Origin of the sequence: Streptomyces sporangiiformans (assembly GCF_005768555.2) — a bacterium.
GTDB lineage: Bacteria > Actinomycetota > Actinomycetes > Streptomycetales > Streptomycetaceae > Streptomyces > Streptomyces sporangiiformans.
In genome coordinates this window covers 1-13767 of sequence record NZ_VCHX02000284.1, presented here as the reverse complement: position 1 = coordinate 13767, position 13767 = coordinate 1, and the positions used below count along the sequence as shown (strand labels likewise).

Sequence of the window (13767 nt, the reverse complement as noted above, 5' to 3'; positions counted from 1 at the left end):
GGGGCGCCGACCGGGGCGAGCGCGGTGCTCAAGTGCTCGGCGAGGGCGGCGGGGGTGGGGTGGTCGTAGACGAGGGTGGACGGCAGTCGCATGCCGGTGGCCCCGGAGAGGGAGTTGCGCAGTTCGACCGAGGTGAGGGAGTCGAAGCCCAACTCGCGGAAGGCACGGGCGGGTTCGACGTCGTCGGGGCTCGGGTGGTTGAGCACATGGGCGATGTGGGCCCGGACGAGGTCGAGCAGGGCCTGGCGCCGGTCGGTCTCGCCGAGGGCCGCGATCCGGTCGGCGAGGTCTGTGTCGCCTGCGCGCTCCGGTTCGGTGCGGCGGGCGTGGTTGAGGATCCGCTCGAGGTCGGGGAGGGCCGCGTAGAGGCGGCGCGGCCGTTCCCTGGCGAGTTCGGCGCCGAACAGCTCCCAGTCCGTGTCGGTGATCACGAGAGTGGCGTCGTCGTGGTCGAGGGCCTGCTGGAGCGCGGCGACGGCGGTATCCGGGTCCATGAGCCGTACGCCCTGCCGTTCGAGGCGTGCGCCGATGGCTCCGTCGGCCATGCCGCCGTCCGCCCAGCCGCTCCAGGCGATGGCGGTGGCGGGCAGGCCGCGGGCGCGCCGGTCCTCGGCCAGGGCGTCCAGGAAGGCGTTGCCGGGCGCGTAGTTGCCGTGTCCGGCGCTGCCGAAGGTGCCGGAGGTCGAGGAGAACAGGACGAAGGCGGACAGGTCGAGGCCGGCCGTGGCGGCGTCGAGGTTGAGGGCGCCGCCCACCTTGACGCGCAGGACGTCGGCGAGGCGCTGGGGGGTGAGGGCGCCGATGACGCCGTCGTCGAGCACGGCGGCGGTGTGGAAGACGGAGGTGAGGGGGCGCTCGGCCGGTATGGCGGCAAGGAGCCGGGCGAGGTCGTCTGCGTCGGCGATGTCGCAGGCCACGACATCGGCGTGGGCGCCGAGTTCGGCGAGTTCGGCGGCGAACTCGGTTGCGCCGGGGGCGTCCGGGCCGGAGCGGCTGACCAGCAGCAGGTGACGAGCGCCGGAGCGAGCCAGCCGGCGGGCGACGTGGCGTCCGAGCGCGCCGGTGCCACCGGTGATCAGCGCGGTTCCCTCCGGCTGCCAGGTGCGGCGGCCGGGCAGGGCGCCGGTGGCGGCGCGGACGAGGCGGCGGCCCAGGACTCCGCCGGGGCGGATCGCCACCTGGTCCTCGTGGTCGTGGCCGGCGAGGACGCCGACGAGCCGGCCGGCAGCGGTGTCATCGAGGACGGCGGGCAGGTCCACCAAGCCGCCCCAGCGGTCGGCTTGTTCGAGGGCGACGACGCGGCCGAAGCCCCAGACGAGGGACTGGATGACGGACTGGTGGGGGGCGGCGGCGCCTTCCTGCGGGCGGGTGGCCACGGCCCCGCGGGTGGCGAACCACACCGGCACGGCGGCGGCGAGGTCGTCGAGCGCCTGGACGAGAGCGACGGTGGCGGCGAAGCCGCGCGGCAGCTCCGGGTGGTGGGCCAGCGGCTCCTCGTCGAGGGCCAACAGGGACAGCAGGCCCGCCGCTTGGCCGTCGGAGGCGGCGAGGGTGGCCTCAAGGACGGCGGCGAGGGCGGCGCGGTCGTCGGCGCAGTCCACCACGACCGGTACGGGGTCCGCACCCGCGCGTTCCAGGGCCGTGATGAGGGCCGTGGCCTCCTGGCTCTGCTCGTGGCCCCGCGGGACGACGACCGGCCACGTGCCGGTCAGGGTGGCGGCCGGGGGTTCGCCGAGAGGGTGCCAGGTGATGCGGTAGCGCCAGGAGTCGGCGGTGGCGGCCCCGGCGGCACGACCGCGATAACGGGCCAGTGCGGGTGCGAGTGAGGAGACCGCGGTCTCGTCGAGTTCGAGGGCGGCGGCCAGGGTCGTGAGGTCACCGCTCTCGACGGCTTCCCAGAACGGGGCGTCGGCGGTGTCTCGGTGGGGGGCGGCCGGGGGTGCGAACTCGGGCCAGTAGCGGCGGCGTTGGAAGGCGTAGACCGGCAGGTCGACCCGTTCGCCGGGTCCGCCGAGTGCGCCGGTCCAGTCGACGCGGCCGCCACGTACGGCCAGTTCGGCGAGGGACAGCAGGAACCGCGCGGGCCCGCCTTCGTTCCGGCGGAGGGTACCGAGGACAGCGGTGTGCGGGGCGCCGACGGCGTCCAGGATGTCCGCGACGGTGGTGGTCGCCACGGGGTGCGGGCCGACCTCGACGAACACGCCGTGGTCCGCGGCGGCGAGTGCCTTGACCGTGTCTTCGAGGAGGACGGTCTCGCGGATGTTGCGGTACCAGTAGCCGGCGTCGAGTTCTGTGGTGTCCTCGATCCTGCCGCCGGTGACCGTGGAGTAGAACGGCACGTCGGCGGCCCGGGGGGTGATGTCCCCGAATCCGGTCAGCAGCGCGTCGCGGATCTCCTCGATCTGGACCGAGTGCGAGGCGTAGTCGATGGGGACGCGGCGGGCACGTACCCCTGCGGCGGTGAGTTCGGCGAGGAGCCCGGTGAGCGGGGCCTCCTCCCCCGACACGACCACGGTCCGGGGGCCGTTGAGGCCGCCCACCGAGAGCTGTCCGTCCCAGCGGGCGAGGTACTCCTTCACCTCGTCGAGCGGCAGCGGTACGGAGAGCAGGCCGCCCCGTCCGGCCAGGGCGGTCAGCGCGCGGGAGCGGGCGACGACGACACGGGCAGCGTCCTGGAGGGACAGCGCGCCGGCGACGTGGGCCGCCGCGATCTCGCCCTGGCTCTGGCCGACGACGGCGGCGGGCCGTACCCCGCACGACTGCCACAGCCGGGCCAGGGCCACGCACACCGTGAACAGGGTGGGCTGGACGATGTCGACGCGGTCCAGCGGCGGGGCGCCCTCGGCGCGCCGGAGCACGTCGAGGACCTTCCAGTCGGTGAACGCCTCCACCGCCAGGGCCACTTCGGTGAAGTGGGCGCGGAACCGCTCGTCCCCGTCGAGGAGTTCGGTGGCCATCTCCTCCCATTGCGGGCCCTGGCCGGGGAAGAGGAAGACGGGGCCGCCCTCGGTGTCGGCGGCGCCGCGCACCACCCCGGGCGCCGGGGTGCCCTCGCTCAGTGAGGTGAGGCCGCGCAGCAGTTCGCCGTGGTCGCGTGCGACGACGACGGCACGGTGTTCGAGGGCGGGGCGGGTCGTCGCGAGCGACCAGGCGAGATCGAGGGGGCGCCGGGTGCGCCCGGGGCCGGAGTTCACGTGCTCGCGCAGCCGCGCGGCCTGGGCGCGCAGCGCGGCTTCGGTGCGTCCCGAGACGGCGAAGGGCAGGGGGCGGCCAGTGGAGGCGGGCGCCTTCGGCTCGCCGTGTCCGGCGTCTACGGCGTCCCTGGTGTCTCCGGCGTGGCCGTCGTCTCCGGGGTCGCCGTCGTCTTCGGCGTTCCCCGATGCGGCCTGTTCGATGATCACATGCGCGTTGGTGCCGCTGACCCCGAAGGACGACACGCCCGCGCGCCGGGGCCGGTCGGTCCCGGGCCATGGGCGGGCCTCGGCGAGCAGTTCGACACGGCCGCTGGTCCAGTCGACGTGTGTGGAGGGTTTGTCCACGTGCAGGGTCGCCGGAAGTGTCCCCTCACGCAGGGCCAGGACCATCTTGATGACGCCGGCGACGCCCGCGGCGGCCTGGGTGTGGCCGATGTTGGACTTCACCGAGCCCAGCCGCAGCGGCCGGTCCCCCGGCCGGTCCTGGCCGTAGGTCGCGAGCAGCGCCTGCGCCTCGATGGGGTCGCCCAGCGTGGTACCGGTGCCGTGCGCCTCGACGGCGTCCACGTCCGCCGGGGAGAGGCCGGCCGCGGTCAGCGCCTGCCAGATGACGCGCTGCTGAGAGGGGCCGCTGGGCGCCGTGAGTCCGTTGGAGGCGCCGTCCTGGTTGACGGCGGAGCCGCGGACCACGGCAAGCACGGGGTGACCGTTGCGGCGCGCGTCGGAGAGCCGTTCGACGACGAGGACGCCCGCGCCCTCGCCCCAGGCGGTGCCGTTCGCGGCGTCCGCGAAGGCCCTGCAGCGGCCCTCGGCGGACAGCCCGCGCTGACGGCTGAACTCCAGGAACACGGTCGGTGTCGACATCACCGTGACGCCGCCGGCGAGGGCGAGGTCGCACTCGCCGGAGCGCAGCGCCTGGGCGGCCAGGTGCAGGGTCACCAGGCTGGAGGAGCAGGCCGTATCCACGGAGACGGCCGGGCCCTCCAGGCCGAGGGTGTACGAGACACGTCCGGACAGCACGCTGGGCGAGTTGCCGACGCCGTCGTCCCCCGCGTTGGCCGACAGGGCGAGCAGGGTCGGATAGTCCTGCAGGTTGGTGCCGGCGAACACGCCTGTCCGGCTGCCGCGCAGGGCGAGCGGGTCGATGCCGGCGCGCTCCAGCGCCTCCCAGCAGATCTCCAGCAGCAGCCGCTGCTGCGGGTCCATGCCGACGGCGTCCCTGGGGGAGATACCGAAGAAGCCGGCGTCGAAGTCGGCGACCCGGTCGAGGAATCCGCCGGTGCGCGTGTAGCTCTTGCCGGGTGTACCGGGTTCGGGGTCGTACAGCGCGTCGGTGTCCCAGCCCCGGTCGTGGGGCCATTCAGTCATGGCGTCGGTGCCGGAACTCAGCAGGCGCCACAGGCCCTCGGGGTCGGCGACCCCGCCGGGAAAGCGGCACCCCATGGCGACGATCGCCACGGGCTCCAGCTCCTGGTTCCGCTCCTCCGCCTCGCGCAGCCGCTGCCGCGTCTGGTGCAGATCGGCGGTGACCTTCCTCAGGTAGCCGAGGAGCTTCTCCTCATCGCTCATGCGTGTTCATCCGTTCCCCGGTCCCGTGCACTCCTGTGCAGTGCGGTGCAGTGCGTTGTGCGCGTGGTGTGTGCGTGGTGCGTGGTGCGCTGTGCTGCGTGCTCAGGAGATTCCAAGATCGTTCTCGATGAAGTCGAAGATCTCGTCCGCCGCGGCGGAGTTGATGCGGTCGGTGATGTCGTCCGTTGCCGTGGCGCCGTCGGCCGCCGGGGCGCCGGCGGTGCCGTCTGCGCCGTTCCACCGGGCCAGCAGGGCCCGTAGCCGTACGCCGATGCGGTCGCGGCGGGTGTCGTCGGCGTCCAGCGTCGCCAAAGACGCCTCCAGCCGGTCGAGTTCGGCGAGCACGCCGCCACCGTCCGTGCCGTCCGCGCCGTCGGTGAGCCTGCCGCGCAGATACCGGGCGAGGGCCGTCGCGTCGGGCTGGTCGAAGAGCAGTGTGGCGGGGAGCTGGAGCCCGGTGACGGCGCCGAGCCGGTTACGCAGTTCGACCGCCATCAGGGAGTCGAAGCCGAGGGCGTTGAAGGCCCTGGTGGCGCCGATGCTGTCGGTCGAGGCGTGTCCGAGGACCCCGGCGACCTGGGTGCGCACCAGCGTGACGAGGGTCCGTTCCCGCTCGTCGGCGGTGAGTCCGGCCAGCCGGGCCCGCAGCGCTTCCCCGGCGTTCTCCTCCTCCACCGCCGCCGGGTGCGCCGCCGCCAAGTCCCGTACCTCGGGGATGTCCGACAGCAGCGGGCTGCGACGGACCGAGGTGAAGCCGGGGGCGAACCGCGCCCAGTCCACGTCGACGACGGCGAGGGCCGCCTCGCGGCGGGCGACGGCCCGTCCGATGGCCTCGGGTGCCCGGCCGGGGTCCAGCGGGTTGAGGCCGCTGCGGCGCATGCGCTGTTCGGTGTCGGCGTTCTCGACGGCCATGCCGCCACCGGCCCACGGCCCCCAGGCGAGGGAGGTCGCGGGCAGTCCCGCGGCGAGCCGCTGCTGGGCGAGGGCGTCCAGGAAGGCGTTGGCGGCGGCGTAGTTAGCCTGGCCGATGGAGCCGAGGGTGCCCGAGACGGAGGAGAACAGCACGAAGGCGGAGAGTTCGCGTGCGCGGGTGAGTTCGTGGAGGTTGTGCGCGGCGGTCAGCTTCGGCCGCAGCACGGTCTCCAGGCTCTCCGGTGTGAGCGTGTCGAGCAGGCGGTCGTCGAGGACACCGGCGGTGTGCACCACCGCGTCCACGGGGTGCTCGGCCAGCAGCCGGGCCAGTGCCTCGCGGTCGGCCACGTCGCAGGCGGCGACGACCAGTTCGACGTCGAAACCGGCGACGGCGGCTTCGAGTTCGGCGCGGCTCTCGGTGCTGCCGCCGCTGCGGCTGACCACGAGCAGCCGGTCCGCGCCCTGTTCTGCGAGCCAGGCAGCGGTCCGTACGCCAAGTGCGCCGGTGCCGCCGGTCAGCAGAACGGTGCCGCTCCAGGAGGGAGCCCGGCCGGCGGCGCCGGAGTGCGCGGCGCGCACGAGCCGGCGCAGGAAGGTCCCGGATCCGCGGACCGCCACCTGGTCCTCGCCGCCCCGGCCGCCGAGCACCGCGCACACGCGCCGGGCGACGTCTTCGGACACCTCGGTGCCGGTGCCTGTTCCGGTATCGGTGCCGGTGCCGGTGCCGGTGGCGGTATCGGTGCCGGTGCCGGTCGGCAGGTCCAGAAGGCCGCCCCACAGCCGCGGGTGCTCCAGAGCGACGGTGCGTCCCAGCCCCCAGACGGCTGCCTGTTCGGGCGAGGCGGGGGCCTCCTGCTCGTGGACGCCGACGGCGCCCGCGGTCAGGCACCACAGCGGTGCGGCGGAGGTGCCGAGCGCCCCGTCGGCGAGCGCCTGGACGAGGGCGGCGGTGGCGGCCAGACCGCGCGGGGTGGACGGGTGGCCGGGCAGCGGCCGTTCGTCGGCGGCCAGCAGCGAAAGCACTCCGCTGACGGGCCTGTCCTGGTCGTCATCGTCGAGGATTCCGGTGAGCTGTTCGCCGAGTTGCTTGCGGTCGGTCTCGGCGCATTCCACGGGGACGAGGACGGTGCGGGCGCCGTGGGCGGCGAGCGCGTCGGCGACGGACGCGGTCCACGCACCGTCGGCCAAGTGGGCGGGCACCGGCAGCAGCCAGGTTCCGGACAAGGACGCGGCGGTCTGGTCGGCGGCCGGTGTCCATACGACGCGGTGCTCCCAGGCGTCGGCCTCGGACCGCTCCCGCAGGCCGCGGCGCCAGGACGCCAGCGCGGGCATCACCTCGCGGAGCGAGGCGTTCTCGTCGAGGCCGAGCCGGGCGGCCAGTTCACCGACCGCGTCCTGTCCAGCCTGATCGGCCTCTTCGGCGTGGTGTTCAGCCTGTTCGGCCTGTTCGACGAGGTCCCAGAACTGTGTGTCCTCGGCCGGGGCGGCGGGCGCGGCCGTGGGCTCCAGCCAGTACCGCTCGCGCTGGAAGGCGTACGACGGCAGCTCCGTACGGCGCGCGTCGTCGCCGTGGAGCCGGGCCGGGTCGAGACCGTGGCCCCGGGCGTGCAGGTGGCCCGCGGCGAGCAGCGCGGTGCGCGGCTCGGGCAGGTCCCGGCGCAGCAGCGGTACGGCGAGGACGGCGGACGTCTCGCGCACGCTGTCGAGGACCATCGTGGTGAGGGTGGCGTCGGGGCCCAACTCAAGGTAAGTGGTGACGCCTTGGTCCTCCAGGGTGCGTACGCCGTCGCAGAAGCGGACGGCTTCCCGGACGTGCCGGACCCAGTAGGCCGCCGAGCACAACTCGTCCTCGGTGGCGGTGTGCCCGGTCAGGTTGGAGACGACGGGCACCGCGGGCGGTGCGAAGTCCACGCCCGTCGCGACCTGTTCGAACTCGGCGAGCATGGCGTCCATCCGGCTGGAGTGGAACGCGTGGCTGACCCGCAGTCGCCGGGTCTTGCGGCCTCGTGCGGCGAACTCCGCGGCGATCCGGTCGACTTCGTCCTCGTCGCCGGACAGCACCACCGAGGCCGGGCCGTTGAGCGCGGCGATCCCGGCCCGCGCGCCGAGGCCGTCGTGGCCGTCGTGGCCGTCGTGGCCGTCGAAGTGGGGCCGTACCTCGTCCTCGGTGGCTTCCACGGCGATCATGGCACCGCCTTCCGGCAGCGCCTGCATCAGCCGGCCGCGGGCGGCCACCAGCCGGCACGCGTCCGGGAGGGGCAGCACGCCCGCGGCGTGGGCGGCGGTGAGTTCGCCGATGGAGTGGCCCATGAGGACGTCCGGACGGGCGCCCCAGGACCGTACGAGGGCGTGCATCGCGGTGCCGACGGCGAACAGGGCTGCCTGGGTGTAGGCGGTGCGGTCGAGCAGGGCCGCCTCCGCGGAGCCCTCGGGGGCGAAGACGACGGTGCGCAGCGGAGGGCCGCCGAGGTGGTCAAGGTGCCGGTCGAGTTCGGCGCAGACCTCGTCGAAGGCCCGGGCGTAGGCGGGGTGGGTGTCGTAGAGCCCGCGGCCCATGCCGGGGCGCTGGGCGCCCTGGCCGGGGAAGAGGAAGGCGGTCCGGCCGCCCGTGTCCGCGGCGCCCTGCGCGACGTACGGTGCGTTCTCGCCCGCGGCGACGGCCGCGAGCCCGGCGAGCAGCTCCTCGTGGTCCTCGGCCACGACGACCGCCCGGTGGTCCAGGGCGTGGCGGGTGACGGTCAGGGAGTGGCCGAGGTCGCGCGGGTCGGCGTCGGGGTGCGCGAGGACGTGGGCGCGCAGCCGGGCGGCCTGGTCGCGCAGGGCGTCCGGGGTGTGTCCGGAGACGGTGAACGCGTGGGGTCCGGCGGCCGGTTCGCGCGGCTCCTCGGGGCGCCGTACGGCGGGTGCTTCCTCCAGGACGACGTGGGCGTTGCTGCCGCTGATGCCGAAGGACGACACGCCCGCGCGGCGCGGTCGGCCGACGTCGGCCGGCCAGGCGCGGGGTTCGGTGAGCAGTTCGATGGTCCCGTCGGACCAGTCGATGTGCGGGGACGGTTCGTCGATGTGCAGGGTGCGGGGCAGTTCGCCGTGGCGCATGGCCATGACCATCTTGATGACGCCCGCGGCGCCCGCCGCCGCCTGTGTGTGCCCGAAGTTGGACTTGGCCGAGCCCAGCCACAGCGGCCGGCCTTCGGGCCGGTCCTGACCGTACGTGGCGAGCAGGGCCTGCGCCTCGATGGGGTCGCCGAGCGTGGTGCCGGTGCCGTGGGCCTCCACGGCGTCCACGTCGGCGGCGGTCAGGCCCGCGGAGCCGAGCGCCTGGCGGATGACGTGCCGCTGGGAGGTGCCGCTGGGGGCGGTGAGTCCGTTGCTCGCGCCGTCCTGGTTGGTGGCGGAGCCGCGCACCACGGCCAGGACCGGGTGGCCGTTGCGCTCGGCGTCCGAGAGCCGCTCCAGGAGCAGGACGCCGACGCCCTCGGAGAAGCTGGTGCCGTCGGCCGAGGCGGCGAAGGCTTTGCAGCGGCCGTCCGCGGCGAGCCCGTTCTGCGCGGTGAACTCGGTGTAGGTGCCCGGGGTCGCCATCACGGTGACACCGCCGGCGAGCGCCATGGAGCACTCACCCTGCCGCAGGGCGTGCGCGGCCAGATGGAGGGCGACGAGCGCGGAGGAGCAGGCGGTGTCGATGGTCATGGCCGGGCCTTCGAGGCCGAAGGTGTAGGCGACACGGCCGGAGATGACGCTGCCGGACACCCCGAGGCCGATGTAGCCCTCCATGCCCTCGGGGATGTCGGCGAGTCCGGAGGCGTAGCCGGAGCCCATGGCGCCGACGAACACTCCGGTGCGGGTGCCGCGCCGGGAGAGCGGGTCGATACCGGCGCGTTCGAAGACCTCCCAGGAGCTCTCCAGCAGCAGCCGCTGCTGGGGGTCCATGGCCAGGGCCTCGCGCGGCGAGATGCCGAACAGCGCGGCGTCGAAGTGGGTGGCGCCGTACAGGAATCCGGCCTGGAGGCCGGCCAGCCGGTCCAGGTCCCAGCCGCGGTCGGTGGGGAACGCGGAGATGGCGTCGCCGCCCTCGCTGACGAACCGCCACAGGTCCTCGGGGGAGGCGACCCCGCCGGGGTACTGGCAGGCCATGCCGACGATCACGACGGGGTCGTCGTCGGCCGCGGCAAGCGCGCCGTCGGCGGTGTCCACGCCGGTTCCGGCGATCTCGTCGCGCAGGTGGCGGGCGAGCGCGGTGGGCCTCGGGTGGTCGAAGACGAGGGTGGCGGGCAGCCTCAGGCCGGTCTCGGCACCGAGCCGGTTGCGCAGCTCGACGGAGGTGAGCGAGTCGAAGCCGAGGTCCTGGAAGGACTGTTCGATGCCGACGGCCCCGGGAGCGCCATGGCCGAGGGCGGTGGCGGCGTGCTTGCGGACGATGTCGAGCAGCACGCGTTCCTGCTCACCCGCGTCGAGCCCGGCCAGTCGCCGGGCGAGACCGGAGGCGTCACCGGTGGCCGCCTCGACGGTGCGCCGGGCGGGGGCCCGGACGAGGCCGCGCAACAGCACCGGCAGACGGCCCGCGGCGGCGGCGCCGCGCAGAGCGGCGAGGTCGAGGCGGAGCGGAGCGAGCAGTGCTTCGCCTTCGCCTGCGTCGCCTTCGCCTGCGTCGAGTTCGCCTGCTTCGGGTTCACCTGCTGCGAGGGCGGCGTCGAACAGGGCGAGGCCCTGCTCGGCGGTGAGCGGGGGCAGGCCGGTGGCGGAGATACGGTTCAGGTCGCCGTCGCGCAGGCGGCCGGACATACCGCCGATCACGCCGTCGGTCACGCCGTCGGTTACGCCGTCTGATCCGGCCCACAGGGTCCAGGCGAGGGAGACGGCGGGCAGGCCCTGGGCGCGACGGTGGTGGGCCAGCGCGTCGAGGAAGGTGTTGGCGGCCGCGTAGTTGGCCTGCCCGGCACCACCGAGGAGGCCGGCGGCGGAGGAGAAGAGCACGAACGCGGACAGGTCCAGGTCCTTCGTCGCCTCGTGCAGGTTGAGCGCGGCGAGCGCCTTGGGGCGCAACACCCGCTCCAGCCGCTCGTCGGTGAGCGAGTCGAGGACTCCGTCGTCCAGAACGCCCGCGGTGTGGACGACTGCGCGCAGCGGGCGGCCGGCAGGGACACGGGCGAGGAGCGCGGCGAGGGCGTCGCGGTCGGCGGCGTCGCAGGCCTCGACGGTCACCTCGGCGCCCAGGGCGGCCAGTTCGGCGTGCAGCTCCGCCGCACCGGGGGCGTCGGGGCCCCGGCGAGAGGCCAGGACGAGACTGCGGACGCCGTGCCGGGTGACGAGGTGGCGGGCGACGAGGGCGCCGAGGGCGCCGGTGCCGCCCGTGATGAGGACGGTGCCGTCGGGGTCCCAGTCCGCTTCGCCGGTGCCGCCGGCAGGGGCTTCGCTGGCCCCGCCGGTACGGGCCAGGCGCGGGACGAGCACTTCGCCGTTCCGCAGGGCGAGTTGGGGCTCGCCGGCCGCCTCGGCCAGGGCGACGGCGGCGGGCAGCGCAGTCCTGAGTGCGGTCCCGAGTGCGGTCCCCGGGGCGTCGTCGACGTCGAGCAGGAGGAGCCGGCCGGGGTTCTCGGACTGGGCGGACCTGATCAGGCCCCACACGGCCGAGGCGGCCAGGCCCGGTACGTCCTCGCCGGTACGGGTGGCGACGGCGCCGCGGGTGACGACGACGAGCCGGGCGTCGGCGAAACGGTCGTCGGCGAGCCAGTCCCGCACAGTGCGCAGGACGTGCGCGGCGACGGTGCCGGGGTCGGCGTCCTCGGCGGGCGTACAGGGCAGTACGACCATGCGGGGAGCGTCGGGCAGGTCGGCGAGCGAGGCGGCCGGCGAGGCGGCGGGCGTCCAGCCCTGGTCGGGTCCGACGGCTTCGTCGCCGAGGACGTACAGACCGTCGAGGGCCGGCGCGTCTGCCACCGACGTGGCGGGCGCGGCCGGCGTCGAGCCCGCGGGCGTCCAACGGACGCCGTAGAGCAGGCCGTCGGCGGGATCCGCGGCGGTGCGCAGGCCGTCGGTCGAGACCGTGCGGGAGACCAGGGTGTCGACCGCGGCGACGGGCTGTCCCGTCGAGTCGGCGATCCACAGTCCGACGCCGTTCGCTCCCGCGGGGGTGATCCGCACCCGCAGGGCGGTGGCGCCGACCGCGTACAGCCGGACCCCGCTCCAGGCGAAGGGCAGGCTGACGCCGTTGCCCGTGCGCTCCCCCGCCGGAGCCGCGAGCTGCGCGTGCAGGGCCGCGTCCAGCAGCGCGGGATGAAGGCCGAAGCGAGCCGCCTCCTTGTGCTGGTCCTCGGGCAGGGCGACCTCGGCGTACCAGTGGCCGTCGTGCCGCCATACGCTCGTGAGGCCCTGGAAGACCGGGCCGTACTGATAGCCGGTTTCAGCGAGCGCGGCGTAGAAACCGTCGAGGGTGACGGGCTCGGCGCCGTCCGGTGGCCAGGCGGCCAGTTCGAAGGACGGCCGGGTGGTGTGGTCGGTGGCGAGGGTGGCGGAGGCGTGCCGCGTCCACTCGGCGCCCTCGTCCGCCCCACTCTCCGGCCGCGCGTACACGGCGAGCGGGCGGCGGCCGGAGGCGTCGGGCGCGCCGATGGCCAGTTGGAGCTGGACGGCCCCCTTCTCCGGGAGGACGAGCGGGGCTTCGAGGGTCAGCTCCTCCAGCAGGTCGCAGCCGACCTCGTCGCCGGCGCGCAGGGCGAGTTCGGCGAACGCGGTGCCGGGCAGCAGGACGGCGTCCGACACGGTGTGGTCGACGAGCCAGGCGTGGGACTTCACGGACAGGCGGCCGGTGAGCAGGACCTGGTCGTTGTCCGCGACCCGCACGACGGCGCTCAGCAGCGGGTGCCCGGCACTGCCGAGTCCCGCGGCGGCGACGTCGCCGAGGGGCTGGTCGGCCATGCGGAGCCAGTAGCGGTCGCGCTGGAACGCGTACGTCGGCAGCTCGACGCGACGGCCGGTGCGCCCGCCCGGGGTGTCGGTGCCCCGCGTGCCCAGGACGGTCTCCCAGTCCACGGGGGCACCGTGCGCGAAGGCGCCCGCCACGGCGGTGAGCAGGGTGCGGGCCTCGGGCCGGTCCTTGCGCGCGGTGGCGAGGCAGACCCGTTCGGTGGTGTCGTCGGGCAGACAGGCCTGGGCCAGGGCGGTCAGGGTGCTGTCCGGGCCGACCTCCAGGAAGCGGCTGACGCCGTGGCCGGCGAGCCAGGCGATGCCGTCGGCGAAGCGGACGGACTGCCGCAGGTGCCGTACCCAGTAGTCGGGCGAGCCGAGTTCGTCCGGCGTGGCGGCCTGTCCGGTGACGTTCGAGACGACGGTGATCCGGGGCCGGCGGTAGGCGACTTGTTCGGCGACCGCGCGGAACTCGTCGAGTACGGCGTCCATGCGGGCGGAGTGGAAGGCGTGGCCGGTCCGCAGCCGCTTGGTGCGCCGGCCCTGGTCGGCCAGGTGCCGTGCGATCTGTTCGACGGCGGCCTCGTCGCCCGAGAGGACGGTGGCGCGGGGACCGTTGACGGCGGCGACGGAGACCGCACGGGTCGCGCCGCCGTGGGCAGCGCCACCATGGGCAGCGCTGTCGTAGGCCGCGGCCAGGGAGGCGACCTCGTCCTCCGATGCCTCCACCGAGATCATGGCGCCGCCCGGCGGCAGGGCCTGCATCAGCCGGCCACGGGCCGCGACCAGCCGGCAGGCGTCCGCCAGCGACCAGACGCCGGCGACGTGGGCGGCGACCAGCTCGCCGAGTGAGTGCCCCATGACGTACTTGGGCTTGACGCCCCAGGACTCCAGCAGGCGGTACAGGGCGACTTCGTGGGCGAACAGGGCGGGCTGGGTGAACTCGGTGCGGTCCAGCGCGTCCGCGTCGTCGCCGAAGACGACGTCCCGCAGGCCTTCGACGTGCGCGCAGACGGCGTCGAAGGCTTCCGCGAAGACGGGGAACGTCTCGTACAACTCCCGTCCCATGCCTAGGCGTTGGGTGCCCTGACCGGAGAAGAGGAAGGCGGTGGCGCCGCGCAGCGCGCGCCCGGTGACGGCGCCGGCGCCGGGCCCGGCGTCCCCGGCCTCCTCCGCGAGCGCGGCGAGG

2 protein-coding genes are annotated in these 13767 nt (G+C 74.8%); both read right to left on the bottom strand.

Features of this window, described 5'->3' with window-relative positions; genetic code table 11:
- Window positions 1–4763: type I polyketide synthase (locus tag FGD71_RS36445; protein WP_119104827.1), on the bottom strand; the 4763-nt coding region annotated here is incomplete at its 3' end.
- Between the two features lie 102 nt (window positions 4764–4865).
- Window positions 4866–13767, bottom strand: an 8902-nt coding sequence (locus tag FGD71_RS36440; RefSeq protein WP_119104826.1) for a type I polyketide synthase, incomplete at its 5' end; no start/stop codon positions are given.